Below are 15,384 nucleotides of genomic sequence, written 5' to 3'. Positions count from 1 at the left end.
GGGCGCCCCGGCGCCCGCAGACGTCCACCCGCGCCCCGGAGACGGCCCGTCTCCGGGGCGCCGGTGCGTCCGGGGGCCCAGGCCCCGGCGGGGCCTCAGAAGCCGCGGGTCCGCTTCGCCGCCGCCCGGCGCTTGGCTTCGGTGCGCGCCCCCGGGATCCGCATGAACAGCCGCGAGGTCTCGGACCCCAGGTTCACCCCGATCGCGATCGCAAGCGCGATCGCGGCGGCGTTGGTGAGCGAGGCGAGTCCCTTGTCCAGTCGGCCCTCGGCGATCGACAGCAGCCCGAAGTACGTCACCGAGCCGGGCAGCAGCGGGCCGATGGCGGCGGTCACGTACGGCAGCGCCGAGGCGAACCGGTACCGCGAGAACAGCTGCCCGAACAGGCCGACCAGCCCGGCCGCGATCGCCGTGGACGGCACCGGCGGCAGCTCGGCGGCCCGCAGGGCGCCGAAGGTCACCCAGGCGACCCCGCCGTTCAGGGTCACGATCCACACCGTGGACCGCTCCTGCTGGAGCAGGATCGCGAAGGTGAACACCAGGACCATCGAGGCCAGGGTCTGCAGCACCGGCCGGTGGGGGATCTGGAGCACCTCGTCCGGGTTCGGCGAGGAGCCGATCTGGAGGCCGACGTAGATCACCGCGAGCACGCCGATGATGATCCCGATGAAGAGGTACATGACCTCCAGGAGCCGGGCGGAGGCGGTGATGTAGAAGCCGGTCAGGCCGTCCTGCACGGCCGCGACCAGGGCCCGCCCGGGCAGCAGGGCGAACAGCCCGCCGGTGATCACGGCGGAGGCGCGGACGTCGGAGTCGGCGAACTTCAGGGCCACCCCCAGCGCGGCCGGGGGCATCGCCGCCACCACGAACTGGTAGAACTCCGGCATCCCGCGGTCGGCGAAGTACCAGGCCAGCCGGTCGCCGAGGACGGCGCCGAGGGCGGCGCAGAGGAACACCGTCACCCCGCCGCCGACCAGGACGGAGGCGGCCGCCGCCAGCAGCCCGGCGGCGCCGGTGAGCACCCAGGTGGGATACGGGTGGCGGTTGCGGCGGATCACGGCGAGCCGGCGGTAGGCCTCCTCCAGGGAGATCTCCACCTCCGGCGTGCTGATGTCGGCCACCAGCCGGAAGACGGCGGCCAGGCGCGTGTAGTCGGTGCCGCGGCGGCGCACGGTGCGGCTCGCGGAGACCGGGTTGCCGACCAGGGAGGGCTGGTGGGTGATCGACAGCATGGTGAACGTGACGGTCGGCTCGGCGCGGTCGAGGCCGTACGAGCGCGCCACGGCGAACATCGCGGCCTCCACGTCCTCGGCGCCCTCGCCGCCGGCGAGCAGCAGCTCCCCGATGCGCAGGGTCAGGTCGAGGACGCGGCCCACGGCCGGGCCGGCCTCGCTCTGCCGCTGCGCGGGCTCGGGCACGGGACGGACGTCCACGGGCATGCGCAGCATCGTGCGCATGCGGTCCTGCCAGGGGGAGGAGGCGGGGAAGGAGGGGGTGGGGGCCGGGGTGTAGGCGGGCGGGGAGTGCTGGGCGCTGTAGGTGGCCGTGGCGGCCGGCGGGGTGAAGCCCTCCGGCAGGGCGAACTCCGAGGTGGGCTGGTCCTCGGCGACCTCCGGCTCCATCCCGGGCGGCGGCGTGAAGGCGCTGTGGGCCTCGTCGGACTTCGGCTTCCGGTCCTCGGGACCGGGTTCTTCGGCCTCCGCCACGCATCCTCCCACCCTTGATCACTGGCGGTATCAGTATGCGGAATCGTTTCGTCCGTGGCGAGGCCGGGAGGGCGGGAGACGCCCCCGGGAACGCGACGGCGGGCGGCACCCCGCGTGGGGGTGCCGCCCGCCGGCTCTAGCGCTTACCGAGCGGAGCTCAGTGGTGGCCGCCCTGGGCCTCGAGGCGCTTGTACGAGGCCTCGATCTCGGCCTCGGCCTCGGCGCGGCCGACCCAGTTGGCGCCCTCGACCGACTTGCCCGGCTCCAGGTCCTTGTAGACCTCGAAGAAGTGCTGGATCTCCAGGCGGTCGAACTCGGAGATGTGGTGGATGTCGCGCAGGTGCTCGACACGCGGGTCGGAGGCCGGGACGCACAGCAGCTTGGCGTCGCCGCCCGCCTCGTCCGTCATGTTGAACATGCCGATCGCGCGGCACTTGATCAGGCAGCCCGGGAAGGTGGGCTCGTCCAGGATGACCAGCGCGTCCAGCGGGTCGCCGTCCTCGCCGAGGGTGTTCTCGACGAAGCCGTAGTCCGTCGGGTAGCTGGTCGAGGTGAAGAGGCGACGGTCCAGACGGATCCGGCCGGTCTCGTGGTCCACCTCGTACTTGTTCCGCGAACCCTTGGGGATCTCGATGGTGACGTCGAACTCCACGTCCTGCTCCTCCATGATCAGCTCCGGCCCGGTGCCGGAGCTTGACTGCTCCGAGTGATAGCGCGTCCGGCCCATCCCTGGGGTGGGGTGCCATGCTCGCGGCAAGACGCAGTGGTTAAGTGTCCCTCACGCATATGTGTGATCGCGAAAGGGGCTGGTCCGAGGTGCCATTGGTCAAGACGTGGCAGCTCATCGCGGGGTCGGCCGTCGCCGGCCTCGCCCTGTCGGCGGTGGCCGTCGCCTCCGCAGGTCCCTGGGACTCCGGCCAGCGTAAGGCCGAGCGGGACAAGGCCGCCTCCTGGAGCCGGACGGGTGGCGCAGATCACGCGGCCGGATCCGTGCCGCAGGCCGCGCCGAGCGCCCCCGGGGTGCTCCAGGGCATCGCCCCGCGCACCGCGGACGCGCCCTCCGCCGCCCTCGCCGGGGTGCTCGGGCCGCTGCTCGCCGACTCCGCGCTGGGCACCGTGCGCGGCGCGGCCGTGGTCGACACCGCCACCGGCCGGGTGCTCTACGAGTCCGGAGCCGGCGAGGCCATGACCCCCGCCTCCACCGTCAAGATCGCCACCGCGAGCGCCGCGCTGGCCGCCCTGGGCCCCGAGCACCGCATCCGCACCACCGTGGCCCCCGGCCCCGGACCCGGCCAGATCGTCCTGGTCGGCGGCGGCGACCCCTCCCTCACCGCGAAGAAGAAGAGCCCGGCCGGCTCCGGCGGCAGCCTCGTGGCCCTCGCCGCCGACACCGCCCAGGCCCTCAGGGCTGCCGGCACCGACACCGTCGCCCTCGGCTACGACGACACCCTCTACACGGGCCCCGTCCGCCACCCCATCGGCCGCAACGACAACCTCGCGCCCGTCACCGCCCTCACCGCCGACGAGGGCCGCCCCGACGACTCCACCGCCGGACCCGTCGAACGCAGCGAGGACCCCTCCAAGGACACCGCCCGGGCCTTCGCCGGCCTGCTGCGCGACCGGGGCATCACGGTCACCGGCGAACCGGCCCCGGCCCGGCCCGCCCCCGACGCCCGGCCGCTGGCCACCACCCTGTCCACCCCCCTCGCCGGGCTCGTCGAGCGGATGCTCACCAACAGCGACAACGACATCGCCGAGGCGCTCGCCCGCCAGACCGCCCTCGCCTCCGGCAAACCGGCCAGCTTCGAGGGCGGCGAGAAGGCCGTCTCCGAACGGCTCGGCTCCCTGGGCGTCGACCTCGCCGGCTCCCGCTTCGCCGACGGCAGCGGCCTCAACCGGGCCGACAAGGTCAGCGCCCGCCTCCTGACGGGCCTCCTCGCCAAGGCCGCCGACCCCGGTCACCCCGAGCTGCGGCCCGTCCTCACCGGTCTGCCCGTCGCCGGCTTCACCGGGACCCTGCGCACCCGCAACGCCGGCACCTCCCCGGCCGCCGGCCTGCTCCGGGCCAAGACCGGGACCCTGACCGGCGTGAACTCCCTCGCGGGCACCGTCGTCGACCCGTCCGGGCGGCTCCTCGCCTTCGCCTTCCTGACCGCGAACGCCCCCGACGGGTCCGCAGCGGAGAAGGGCCTCGACAAACTGGCCGCCGCCGTCGCCACCACCCGCTGACCCGCAGGGCCCGCCGCCGGGGGGATCCGCAACGGCGCAGGTCCACGTACCGTTGACGCATGACGAGCATCGGTGGTGCGGAGATGGTCGACTGGAACCTCGCGGTGGCGACCGCGACCCGCCTCGTACGGCCGGGTCCGGAGGTCAGCCGCGACGAGGCCCGGGCCGTGGTGGCGGAGCTCCGCCGGCACGCCAGGACCTCCGAGGAGCACGTGCGCGCGTTCACCCGGATGACGGCCGGCGGCACCCCCCTCCCCGACACCCCCGTCCTCGTCGTCGACCGGGCCGGCTGGGTCCGGGCCAACGTCGCGGGCTTCCGCGAACTGCTCGGCCCGCTGCTCGCCAAGATGCAGGACCGCCGCGCCGGCGCCCCCGCGGGCGCCGTCCTCGGAGCCGTCGGCGGCAAGGTCACCGGCGTCGAGCTCGGCATGCTGCTCAGCTTCCTGGCCTCCCGCGTCCTCGGCCAGTACGAGACCTTCGCGCCGGTCGGCGCCGACCTGCCCGGCAACCCCGGCGGCGGCCGGCTGCTGCTCGTCGCGCCCAACATCGTCCACGTGGAGCGCGAGCTGGAGGTCAGCCCGCACGACTTCCGGCTCTGGGTCTGCCTGCACGAGGAGACGCACCGCACCCAGTTCACCGCCGTGCCCTGGCTGCGCGCCCACCTGGAAGGCGAGATCCAGGCCTTCCTCGGCGCCACCGAGGTGGAGCCGGGAGCCCTCCTGGAGCGGGTGCGCGAGGCCGTCCAGTCCTTCGCCGGGGCCCGCCCCGACGGCGAGCGCGGCGACGACGCCCACTCCTTCGTCGAACTCGTCCAGACCCCCGAGCAGCGCGAGGTGCTCGGCCGGCTCACCGCCGTCATGTCCCTGCTGGAGGGCCACGCCGACTTCGTCATGGACGGGGTCGGCCCCGAGGTGGTCCCCTCCGTCGCCGAGATCCGCGAGAAGTTCCAGCAGCGCCGCGCCAGCGGAGCCGGGCGGCTCGACGTGGCCCTGCGCAAGCTGCTCGGCCTCGACGCCAAGCTGCGCCAGTACCGCGACGGCGAGCGGTTCGTCCGGGCCGTCGTCGGCGAGGTCGGGATGGACGGCTTCAACCGCGTGTGGACCTCCCCGAACACACTGCCGACGAAGGCGGAGATCGCCCGGCCCGCGGACTGGGTGGCGCGCGTGCACCGCAGGGGGAGCGCGGGGCGCGAAGAAGGGTGACTCGGGAGGCGTAAACATGTCCCACTGGGGGAAGCAGCATCACCCTTCCGAGGGACCGTGGGCCGTAGAAGGGCGTGCGATGCTCGGGGAACGGCTCGCTTCTGTCACCATCAACGCACTCTGAGTGACCACCCGCGCGCAACACCCCGAAGCCTCCGAGCATCCGAACTCCACGAAGGGCACCGGACATGGGTCCCCATCCTGCGGTCGCGGCGATACGCCTGGCGGTCCGCCGCGTACTCCACGACGTCCTCACCGACCTCACCGACCTCCCCCGGACCCCGTCCGCGGGGCCCGCCCCCACGGGCCCCCGCGCCGCGGCCGGCACCCCGCCGCTCGTCCTCGTCGCCTGCTCCGGCGGCGCCGACTCCATGGCGCTCGCCTCCGCCCTCGCCTTCGAAGCCCCCAAGCTCGGCATCCGGGCCGGCGGCATCACCATCGACCACGGCCTCCAGCCCGGCTCCGACCTGCGCGCCGCGGAGGTCGTCAGCCGCATGGCCGCGCTCCGCCTCGACCCGGTGGAGTCCGTCGCCGTGCGCGTCGGCCGCGACGGCGGACCCGAGGCCGCCGCCCGCGACGCCCGCTACGCCGCCCTCGACGAGGCCGCGGACCGGCTCGGGGCCGCCGCCGTGCTGCTCGGCCACACCCGCGACGACCAGGCGGAAACCGTCCTGCTGGGCCTCGCCCGCGGCTCCGGCATCCGGTCGCTGTCCGGCATGGCCGAGGTCTCCGGCGGCCCCGGCCGCACCCGGCGCTACCGCCGCCCCTTCCTCCAGGTCGACCGGCAGACCGCCCGCAAGGCCTGCATGGTGCAGTCCCTCCCCGTCTGGGACGACCCGCACAACATCGACCCGGCCTACACCCGCTCCCGGCTCCGCCACGAGGGACTGCCCGCCCTGGAGAAGGCGCTCGGCAAGGGGGTCGTGGAGGCGCTCGCCCGCACCGCCCAGCTCTCCCGGGACGACGCCGACGCCCTCGACGCCTGGGCCGCCGACGCCGAGGCCGGCGTACGCGACGCGGACGGCCGCCTGGAGTGCGCCAAGCTGTACGCCCTGCCGCCCGCCGTGCGCCGCCGCGTGCTGCGCCGGGCCGTGGTCGCGGCGGGCTCCCCCGCCGGCTCCCTCTTCGCCCGCCACATCGAGGAAGTCGACCGGCTCATCACCGGATGGCGCGGCCAGGGGGCCATCAACCTGCCCGGCCGCGTCGAGGCCCAGCGGCAGGGTGGCAGACTTGTCATCCGGCAGGGCTGATTGGTGCTGAAGCACGGCTGAGTCCTCCGGGGACGCCCTCCGGAGCCCCGGCCGACAACGAAAGTGATGCGGGTGGACGAGAAGGACATGGGCAACGACCTCCAGTCGGTGCTCATCACCAAGGAAGAGATCGACGCGAAGCTGGCCGAGCTGGCCGCGAAGATCGACGCGGAGTACGCGGGCAAGGACCTGCTCATCGTCGGTGTGCTCAAGGGCGCCGTGATGGTGATGGCGGACCTGGCGCGCGCCTTGTCCACCCCGCTCACCATGGACTGGATGGCGGTGTCCTCCTACGGCGCCGGAACCCAGTCCTCGGGCGTGGTCCGGATCCTCAAGGACCTGGACACCGACATCAAGGACAAGCACGTCCTGATCGTCGAGGACATCATCGACTCCGGCCTGACCCTGTCGTGGCTGCTGTCGAACCTCGGCTCCCGCCAGCCGGCCTCCCTCAAGGTCGTCACGCTGCTGCGCAAGCCCGAGGCCGCCAAGGTCGCCATCGACGTCGAGTGGGTCGGCTTCGACATCCCCAACGAGTTCGTCGTCGGCTACGGCCTCGACTACGCGGAGAAGTACCGCAACCTGCCGTTCGTCGGGACGCTCGCCCCGCACGTCTACGGCGGCTGAACCCCCGCCGTCACCTGGATCGCCCCCGGGGGGAACCCGGGGGCGATTCCCGCCGTTGGAGGAGAAGGCGGGTCTGTCAGCCGTCCCACGGGGCGGCGGGTGACAATACAGGGGTACATTCCGAAGAACAGTCTTTACTCACAGCAGCATTTACCTACGGGCAGGAGGGACGGGGTGCCCGGCACCCCGTATGGATGGACGTGAAGCGATACTTCCGTGGGCCGGTCATGTGGATCGTGCTGGCCGTCCTCGCCGTGGTCGTGTTGATGAACGTCGTCGGCTCCGGCGGCGGCTACAAGTCGGTGGAGACCAGCGAGGTCATCAAGGCGATCAACAGTGGCCAGGTCGAGAGTGCCAAGCTGACCACCGGCGACAGCCAGATGATCAAGATCGAGCTGAAGAAGGGCCAGAAGCTCGGCAACAACAGCGGCACCAAGTTCCAGGCCAACTACATCGGGGACCAGGGCGTACAGCTCGCCCAGAACCTCCAGACCAAGTACGAAGCCGGTCAGATCCCGGACGGCTACTCCGTCACGCCGGACAAGACCAGCCCGTTCCTGAGCGTGCTGCTCTCGCTCCTGCCCTTCGTCCTCATCGTCGTCGTCTTCCTGTTCCTGATGAACCAGATGCAGGGCGGCGGCTCCCGGGTCATGAACTTCGGCAAGTCCAAGGCCAAGCTCATCACCAAGGACACCCCCAAGACGACGTTCGCCGACGTCGCGGGCTCGGACGAGGCCGTCGAGGAACTCCACGAGATCAAGGAGTTCCTCCAGGAGCCGGCGAAGTTCCAGGCCGTCGGCGCCAAGATCCCCAAGGGCGTGCTGCTCTACGGCCCGCCCGGCACCGGCAAGACCCTGCTCGCGCGCGCCGTCGCGGGCGAGGCCGGCGTTCCCTTCTACTCGATCTCCGGTTCCGACTTCGTCGAGATGTTCGTCGGTGTCGGCGCCTCGCGCGTCCGCGACCTGTTCGAGCAGGCCAAGGCCAACGCCCCGGCGATCGTCTTCGTCGACGAGATCGACGCCGTCGGCCGCCACCGCGGCGCGGGTCTCGGCGGCGGCCACGACGAGCGCGAGCAGACCCTCAACCAGCTGCTCGTCGAGATGGACGGCTTCGACGTGAAGGGCGGCGTCATCCTGATCGCCGCCACGAACCGCCCCGACATCCTCGACCCGGCGCTGCTGCGCCCGGGCCGCTTCGACCGCCAGATCGCGGTCGACCGCCCGGACATGCAGGGCCGTCTGGAGATCCTCAAGGTCCACCAGAAGGGCAAGCCGGTCGCACCGGACGTCGACCTCTCGGCCGTCGCCCGCCGCACCCCCGGCTTCACCGGTGCCGATCTGTCCAACGTCCTGAACGAGGCCGCGCTGCTCACGGCCCGCTCGGACAAGAAGCTGATCGACAACCTGATGCTGGACGAGGCGATCGACCGCGTCGTGGCGGGCCCGCAGAAGCGGACCCGGATCATGTCCGACAAGGAGAAGAAGATCACCGCGTACCACGAGGGCGGACACGCCCTGGTCGCGGCGGCCTCCCCGAACTCCGACCCGGTGCACAAGATCACGATCCTGTCCCGCGGCCGGGCCCTGGGCTACACCATGGTCCTGCCCGACGAGGACAAGTACTCGACCACCCGCAACGAGATGCTCGACCAGCTCGCGTACATGCTGGGCGGGCGCGCGGCCGAGGAACTGGTCTTCCACGACCCGACCACGGGCGCCGCGAACGACATCGAGAAGGCCACGGCGACGGCCCGCGCGATGGTCACCCAGTACGGCATGACCGAGCGCCTCGGCGCGATCAAGTTCGGCGGGGACAACACCGAGCCGTTCCTGGGCCGCGAGATGTCGCACCCGCGGGACTACTCGGAAGAGGTCGCCGCGCTGGTCGACGAAGAGGTCAAGAAGCTCATCGAGACCGCGCACAACGAGGCCTGGGAGATCCTGGTCGAGAACCGGGACGTCCTGGACAACCTGGTGCTGGCGCTCCTGGAGAAGGAGACGCTGGGCAAGGAGGAGATCGCCGAGATCTTCTCCACGATCGTGAAGCGCCCGGCCCGCCCGGCGTGGACCGGCTCCGCCCGCCGCACTCCCTCCACCCGTCCGCCGGTGCTCTCGCCCAAGGAGCTCCAGCTGACGAACGCCGCCAACGGCACCTCGGCCTCGGCCCAGACCGCCGTGTCGGTGGAGAAGTCCTCCGAGTCCTCCCCGGAGGACCGTCCGGAGGCCTGATCAGGTCCGGAATGGATGCCGCGCCCCCCAGGTTCTAGCCTGGGGGGCGCGGCACATTTGTACGCCGTACGCGCACACAGGAACGAGGATGAGATGACCGACCCAGTGACCCTGACCGGTGGCGAGGGCACGATCGGCGAGTTCGACGAGAAGCGCGCCGAGGCGGCCGTCCGCGAGCTCCTGATCGCGGTCGGCGAGGACCCGGACCGCGAGGGCCTCCTGGAGACCCCGGCGCGCGTGGCGCGGGCGTACAAGGAGATATTCGCCGGCCTGTACCAGCGGCCGGAGGAGGTCCTGACCACGACGTTCGACCTCGGCCACGACGAGATGGTCCTGGTGAAGGACATCGAGGTCATGAGCTCGTGTGAGCACCACCTGGTCCCGTTCCACGGCGTGGCCCACGTCGGCTACATCCCGTCCACCGACGGCAAGATCACCGGTCTGTCGAAGCTGGCCCGCCTGGTGGACGTCTTCGCCCGCCGCCCCCAGGTCCAGGAGCGGCTGACCACGCAGATCGCCGACTCCCTGATGGAGATCCTGGACCCGCGCGGCTGCATCGTGGTCATCGAGTGCGAGCACATGTGCATGACGATGCGCGGGGTCCGCAAGCCGGGCGCCAAGACCATCACCTCGGCCGTCCGCGGCCAGCTCCGCGACCCCGCGACCCGCAACGAGGCCATGAGCCTCATCATGGCGCGCTGAGCCGGTGGCCGGGCCGGCCGGCTGGGAGCCCCTGAGCGAGGACGTCCGGCGCACGCTGGAGTTGCTGCTCGACGGTCCGTCCGCGCTCCACCGGCGGCTGCGGGCGCAGATCCCGAACGCCCAGATGCGCGACAGCGGCTGCTCCTGCCCCTGCGTGTACCTGAGGGTGGCCACGGAGGCCCTGGAGGCCGCCCCGACGGCCCGGGGGCTCGGGCCGGTGGCGTCCGCCCCCCTGCTGGCCGCGGACGGCGGCTACGACGGCGAGGCGACGCTCTTCGCGTACGACGGTGTCCTGGAGGACCTCCAGTTCTGCGACTGGGAGGACCACGGGCCCGGGCCGCGCCCGCTCTGGGAGTGGCTGGGCCCCCGCCGCGCCTGAGCCCCGCCGCCTCCCAGGGGCTGTCCGTACGTCCAGTACGAGGTCTTCCGCCCGGCACGCCGAGAGCACGCACCGGACGCCGCGGGGCCCGCGCCCTCCGGGCGGCCGGCGCTGCTGTGCGGATCCCCCTAGGCCGCCGCGCGGGCCTTGGCCGGGTCCTCGTCCTCCGGGAGTTTCAGGACGTGTTCCAGGAAGAGGGCGGCCGCGACGACCGCGGCGCCCGCCAGGACCGAGCCGCCCGCGTACCAGGCCTGGTCGCGGCGGACCGGCACGTCCAGGGAGTCGGTCAGCAGGAAGACGCCGACGCCGCCGTACATGCCGGCGACCAGGGCCGCGACCAGGGCGCTGGCCTGGGCGAAGACCAGCGCGCGGGCCGCCATCAGCGGCTCCACGCCCTTGGCCCCCGGACGGCGCTCGCGCTGGGCCTTCAGGCGGGCGCGCAGCGACAGGGCGGTGGCGAACAGCACGGCGGCGATGACCGCCAGCACGATCGGCGCGGCCAGTGGGACGCCCGGCAGGGTGCCGTAGGCGTTCCACAGGCGGGCGCCGGCCCAGGACAGCACCCCGGCGATCAGGAAGGTGCCCGCCAGGACCGCCGGCCTCAGTTGCTTCACGTTGCCCGTCCCCTGTTCAGTGCAGTCGGCTACCTGAACACGCTAACGGCTATTCCGGCAGACGGAGTTCCAGGTCCGTCCGCGGCGTGACACCGCTCAGGCCGATCGCGGCCAGCAGGCCGGAGACCGGGCCGCGGCCGGGGAGCTGGGCCTCGGGGTCGATGTCGTTCCAGGGGGCCAGGACGAAGGCCCGCAGGTGCGCCCGCGGGTGCGGCAGGGTCAGGACGGGGTCGTCGGAGACCACGTCGGCGTACGCCACGATGTCCACGTCGATCGTGCGGGGGCCCCAGCGCTCCTCGCGGACCCGGTCGAAGGCCTCCTCGACGGCGTGCGCCCGCTCCAGCAGCGAGGACGGCGGCAGGGTGGTCTTCAGGGCGATGACCGCGTTCAGGTACGAGGGCTGCGAGCCGGGCTCGACGCCCCACGGCTCGGTCTCGTAGACCGGCGAGACGGCCTTGACCCGCAGCCCGGGGGTGTCGCCGAGGGCGTCGATGGCGCCCTGGAGGGTCTCCAGCCGGTTGCCGAGGTTGGCGCCGAGCGCGATCACGGCCCATTTGGGGTTGGAGAGGGTCACGTCGGCGGCGTCCACCGCCTCGACGACGGACGCGGGGACGGGCTGGACCGTGGGGTCGCTCTGGGCGTTCTGTCCGTTGTTCACACGCGGCTCCGGGTGATCGTGATGGTCACGTCGTCGAAGGGGACGGTGATCGGCGCGTCCGGCTTGTGGACGACGACCTCCACCTGGGCGACGGCCTCGTGCTTGAGGCACTGCTGGGCGATGCGCTCGGCGAGGGTCTCGATGAGGTCGACGGGCTCGCCCTGGACGACGTCGACGACCTCTTCGGCCACGACCCCGTAGTGCACGGTCTTGGCCAGGTCGTCCCCGGCCGCCGCGGGGCGGGTGTCCAGGTGCAGCACGAGGTCGACGATGAAGGTCTGGCCTTCTTCGCGTTCCCGGGGGAAGACGCCGTGGTGCCCGCGAGCCTTGAGGCCGCGCAGCGCGACACGATCCACGCGAATCACTCCTGCTTTCGTAGGTGCTTCCGGTCCCGGGACTCCCCGGGCCCTTGGGCCTACGCCGAGTGCGGTCGGCGTCGTCCACCTTCGAATTTACCTGCGATAAACCTTCGCCCCCGCCCTTGGGGTCAGTCGGAGGCCTCGTCTTCCTCGTCATCGGAGTCCGTGAGCACCGGAGAACCGTGGTGGGACCAGAGCCGCCACCCCTCCGGTGTGCGTCGGAACACATTCGTGGCGACGACCAGCTGGCCGACGAGCGGGCCGAGCTCCCCGGCCTGTTCGGCGGGGCCCCCGCTGAGGATGTTCTCGGTGCAGGTGACCAGGGCGGTGTCGCCTATGAGGGCCACCTTGGTGTCGGTGAGGAAGAACTGGATGTACTCGGTGTGCGACATGATCAGCGCGTAGGAGCGCAGCACCTCGCCCCGTCCGGAGAGCACCGGCCACCCCGGGTGGACGCAGGAGATCTCGTCGTCGAGCCAGAGCGCCGACAGTGCGTCGAAGTCCCCCCGCTCCATGGCCTCGTAGAAGGCCGCGTTGACCTCTTCGACGGCTTCGATGTCGGTACGGCTCACCGTTCCCCTTCCCTGTGCGTCCGGTCGGTCCCCTCGGTCCGGCGGGTCACAGAGCCCCTTCCACGGCACGGGCCACCCGAACCGCGTCGGCGGTCGCCCGTACCTCGTGCACCCGTACGGCCCAGGCGCCCTGGTGGGCGGCGATGGCCGAGACGGCGGCCGTGGCGGCGTCCCGCTCGCGGGCGGGCGGCGGGGCGGCGTCGGCGGCGCCGGCCAGGACCCGGCCGAGGAAACGCTTCCGCGAGGCGGCGACGAGGAGGGGGAAGCCGAGGGCGCGCAGCTCCGGGAGGCGGGCGACGAGGGCCAGGTCGTGTTCGGCGTTCTTGGCGAAGCCGAGGCCCGGGTCGACGACGATCCGCTCGGGGGAGATGCCTCCGGAGACGACGGCGTCGATGCGGGCGCGGAGTTCGGCGGTGACCTCGCCGAGGACGTCGTGGTAGACGGCGAGGCTGTTCATGTTGTCGCTGAAGCCGCGCCAGTGCATGACGACGAAGGGGACGTCGGTGGCGGCGACGGCGGGGATCATGCGGGGGTCGGCGAGGCCGCCGCTGACGTCGTTGACGAGGCGGGCGCCGGCGGCGACGGCCTGTTCGGCGACGGTCGCGCGCATGGTGTCGACGGAGACGGCGACGCCTTCGGAGGCGAGGCCGCGGACGACGGGTACGACGCGGCGCAGCTCCTCCTCGGCGTCGACGCGGGTGGCGCCGGGGCGGGTGGACTCGCCGCCGACGTCGACGAGGTCGGCGCCCTGCGCGACGAGGTCGAGGCCGCGCTTGACGGCGGCGGTGGTGTCGAACCAGCGGCCGCCGTCGGAGAAGGAGTCGGGGGTGACGTTGACGACGCCCATGACCGCGCAGCGGTCCCAGTCGGGGAGCCCGGCCACCAGGCCCCGGGGGGCGGGCCCGCGGTTCGTGTTCATGGGGTCCAGGGTAGATCCCGCGCAGCGGAACGCCCCCGGGCCCTGGCGGGCACGGGGGCGTGGGGAGCCGTGACGGCTACGCGGCCTGGACCTCGCGGTCCTGCTGGGCCGGGATCGCCGTCTCCTGGTGGGCGCAGGGGCGGACCGGCTTCGGGCGGCGGCGGCTCTCGAAGAGGCGGGGGAGGGCCAGGGTGACGAAGCCCTCGGCCTGCATCACGGCGAAGCCGATGCGGGGCAGGTCGCGGTGGTGGCGGTAGACCATGAAGCGCGGCTCCCAGCGGGGGCGGAACTTCTCGTTGAACTTGTACAGCGACTCGATCTGGAACCAGCGCGAGAGGAAGACGAGCAGGCTGCGCCAGGCGCGCAGGACCGGGCCGGCGCCGATCTTCTCGCCGCGGGCCAGGGCGGCGCGGAACATCGCGAAGTTCAGGGAGACCTTCTCGATCTTCAGCTCGGGGGCCTGCTGGAGGGAGGCGACGATCAGCAGCTCGTTCATGCCGGGGTCGGCGCCGCGGTCGCGGCGCATCATCTCCAGCGACATGCCGTCCTTGCCCCACGGCACGAAGTGCTGGATGGCCTTCAGGTCGCCGAAGGGGCTGCTGTCGCCCTCCTCCACGCGGTGCGCGGTGGCGATGATGCAGTCGCCGTCGCCCGGGTCGCCGATGCGGCCCAGGGCCATGGAGAAGCCGCGCTCGGTGTCGGTGCCGCGCCAGGCCTCGGCGGCGCCGCGCACCTGGGACAGCTCGAACTCGTTCAGCTCGCTGACCCGGCGGACCTTGGTGGTGTAGCCGTTGCGCTCGATCCGCTTCACCATCTGGCGGACGTTGCGCATGGGGCGTCCGGCGAGGGAGAAGTCTTTGACGTCGACGATGGCCTCGTCGCCGAGCTCCAGGGCGTCCAGGCCCGTCTCGCGGGTCCAGACCTCGCCGCCGGTCTCGCTGCAGCCCACGACGGCCGGGGTCCAGGAGTGGGCCTTGGCCTCCTCCATGAAGCGCTCGATGGCGCCGGGCCAGGCCTCGACGTCGCCGACGGGGTCGCCGGAGGCGAGCATGACGCCGGAGACGACGCGGTAGGTGACGGCGGCCTTGCCGCTGGGGGAGAAGACGACGGCCTTGTCGCGGCGGAGCGCGAAGTGGCCGAGCGAGTCGCGGCCGCCGTGCCTGGCGAGGAGCTCGCGCAGCTTCTGCTCGTCGTCCTCGGTGAGCTGTGCGGCCGGGTGCTCGGGGCGGAAGGCGAGGTAGATCGTGGTGACGGCGGTCAGCATGCCGAGGGCGCCGAGGGAGTAGCCGACGGTCCAGCTCACCCGTCCGGCGTAGTCGACGGGGCCCTCGAAGCCGAAGAGGCCGTAGACCACGTGGGTGATCTGCTCGTAGAGGCTGGGGTGGCCGACGACCTTGTTCGGGTGGACGTTGACGATGACCAGGCCCAGGCCGATGGAGCCGGCGCTCATCAGGACGAAGTTCGCGAGCGCCTTCCAGCGGCTGCGCGGGTCCGGGAGGGCCTTGAATTCACCCTGGTGGCGTACGAGCAGCGCGAGGAGCACCGCCGAGATGACCACGCTGATGATCGAGTGCCGGTAGACGAACTGCGCGACCGCACCGGCCGGCAGCAGGATCACGGCGGCGCGCCAGGCGCGCCGCTTGCGTCGCTTGAGTCCGTGCGCGAGCAGCAGGATCAGGACGCCCGCGCTGATGGAGAGGGCCGCGGCGAAGGGGCCCAGGGAGCCGGGCAGCACCTCGGTGACCGCGTGGAACCGGCTGTGGCGGAATCGCGGGAAGACGCCCGCCGCGATGTCCAGAAGGCCGACGATCATGACGGCCGTACCTACGAGACCGGGCACCGACTCCGGCTTGGGTCCGCGGAAGATTCGCCGGACCTTACTCGGAACCTGTCCCGACTTATCGCCATCTATCCTGCTAGACATCGCTTCCCGTTGCTC

At 72.3% G+C, this 15,384-nt stretch carries 15 protein-coding genes; 7 read left to right on the top strand and 8 right to left on the bottom strand.

Going from position 1 to position 15,384, the window contains the following annotated elements; translation table 11 throughout:
- Window positions 1-95: 95 nt before the first annotated feature.
- Window positions 96-1,706 (bottom strand): threonine/serine exporter family protein, encoded by a 1,611-nt coding sequence (locus AB0469_RS03880; protein WP_366449709.1) that lies wholly within the window; start codon window positions 1,704-1,706, stop codon window positions 96-98.
- A 157-nt stretch (window positions 1,707-1,863) separates the two neighbouring features.
- Window positions 1,864-2,358, bottom strand: coding sequence for an inorganic diphosphatase (locus AB0469_RS03875; protein WP_042818871.1), 495 nt, complete (start codon window positions 2,356-2,358; stop codon window positions 1,864-1,866).
- Between the two features lie 134 nt (window positions 2,359-2,492).
- On the opposite strand from AB0469_RS03875, the gene dacB reads away from it, so the two are divergent.
- The 7 genes from dacB to AB0469_RS03840 all read left to right on the top strand — a co-directional run bounded on the left by dacB (window position 2,493) and on the right by AB0469_RS03840 (window position 10,323).
- Window positions 2,493-3,935, top strand: a complete 1,443-nt coding sequence (gene dacB, locus AB0469_RS03870; RefSeq protein ID WP_366449708.1) for a D-alanyl-D-alanine carboxypeptidase/D-alanyl-D-alanine-endopeptidase — start codon at window positions 2,493-2,495, stop codon at window positions 3,933-3,935.
- Window positions 3,936-3,994: 59 nt separating this feature from the next.
- Window positions 3,995-5,137, top strand: coding sequence for a zinc-dependent metalloprotease (locus tag AB0469_RS03865; protein WP_366449707.1), 1,143 nt, complete (start codon window positions 3,995-3,997; stop codon window positions 5,135-5,137).
- A 188-nt stretch (window positions 5,138-5,325) separates the two neighbouring features.
- Complete coding sequence (gene tilS / locus AB0469_RS03860; protein ID WP_366449706.1) at window positions 5,326-6,387, top strand: tRNA lysidine(34) synthetase TilS; 1,062 nt, start codon at window positions 5,326-5,328, stop codon at window positions 6,385-6,387.
- A gap of 66 nt (window positions 6,388-6,453) precedes the next feature.
- Window positions 6,454-7,014, top strand: coding sequence for a hypoxanthine phosphoribosyltransferase (hpt, locus tag AB0469_RS03855; protein WP_007264874.1), 561 nt, complete (start codon window positions 6,454-6,456; stop codon window positions 7,012-7,014).
- A 194-nt stretch (window positions 7,015-7,208) separates the two neighbouring features.
- Complete coding sequence (gene ftsH, locus AB0469_RS03850) at window positions 7,209-9,242, top strand: ATP-dependent zinc metalloprotease FtsH (RefSeq protein ID WP_366449705.1); 2,034 nt, start codon at window positions 7,209-7,211, stop codon at window positions 9,240-9,242.
- Between the two features lie 93 nt (window positions 9,243-9,335).
- A complete protein-coding gene (gene folE / locus AB0469_RS03845; RefSeq protein WP_366449704.1) occupies window positions 9,336-9,944 on the top strand; it encodes a GTP cyclohydrolase I FolE in 609 nt (202 codons plus the stop codon).
- Window positions 9,945-9,948: 4 nt separating this feature from the next.
- Window positions 9,949-10,323 (top strand): hypothetical protein, encoded by a 375-nt coding sequence (locus tag AB0469_RS03840; RefSeq protein ID WP_366449703.1) that lies wholly within the window; start codon window positions 9,949-9,951, stop codon window positions 10,321-10,323.
- Window positions 10,324-10,451: 128 nt separating this feature from the next.
- On the opposite strand, the gene AB0469_RS03835 is transcribed toward AB0469_RS03840, so the two are convergent.
- The 6 genes from AB0469_RS03835 to AB0469_RS03810 form a co-directional block, all read right to left on the bottom strand.
- On the bottom strand, window positions 10,452-10,937 hold the full coding sequence (locus tag AB0469_RS03835; RefSeq protein ID WP_366449702.1) for a DUF3180 domain-containing protein: 486 nt from the start codon (window positions 10,935-10,937) through the stop codon (window positions 10,452-10,454).
- Window positions 10,938-10,986: 49 nt separating this feature from the next.
- Window positions 10,987-11,595, bottom strand: coding sequence for a 2-amino-4-hydroxy-6-hydroxymethyldihydropteridine diphosphokinase (folK, locus tag AB0469_RS03830; RefSeq protein WP_366449701.1), 609 nt, complete (start codon window positions 11,593-11,595; stop codon window positions 10,987-10,989).
- The gene (folB, locus tag AB0469_RS03825) at window positions 11,592-11,951 is read right to left on the bottom strand and encodes a dihydroneopterin aldolase (RefSeq protein ID WP_042809414.1); all 360 of its coding nucleotides are present in this window, start codon (window positions 11,949-11,951) and stop codon (window positions 11,592-11,594) included. The genes folK and folB overlap by 4 nt, the downstream gene beginning before the upstream one ends.
- 131 nt (window positions 11,952-12,082) lie before the next feature.
- Window positions 12,083-12,526: a nuclear transport factor 2 family protein gene (locus AB0469_RS03820; RefSeq protein WP_366449700.1), complete on the bottom strand. Its 444-nt coding sequence runs from the start codon at window positions 12,524-12,526 to the stop codon at window positions 12,083-12,085.
- 46 nt (window positions 12,527-12,572) lie between these two features.
- Complete coding sequence (gene folP / locus AB0469_RS03815) at window positions 12,573-13,445, bottom strand: dihydropteroate synthase (RefSeq protein WP_366449699.1); 873 nt, start codon at window positions 13,443-13,445, stop codon at window positions 12,573-12,575.
- Between the two features lie 76 nt (window positions 13,446-13,521).
- Window positions 13,522-15,369 (bottom strand): phosphatidylglycerol lysyltransferase domain-containing protein, encoded by a 1,848-nt coding sequence (locus AB0469_RS03810; protein WP_366449698.1) that lies wholly within the window; start codon window positions 15,367-15,369, stop codon window positions 13,522-13,524.
- Window positions 15,370-15,384 lie beyond the last annotated feature (15 nt).

This window comes from Streptomyces sp. NPDC093801, assembly GCF_040701585.1.
Taxonomy (GTDB): domain Bacteria; phylum Actinomycetota; class Actinomycetes; order Streptomycetales; family Streptomycetaceae; genus Streptomyces.
Note: the sequence above shows the minus strand (reverse complement) of the source record. Positions and strands in the feature narration are given on the sequence as shown.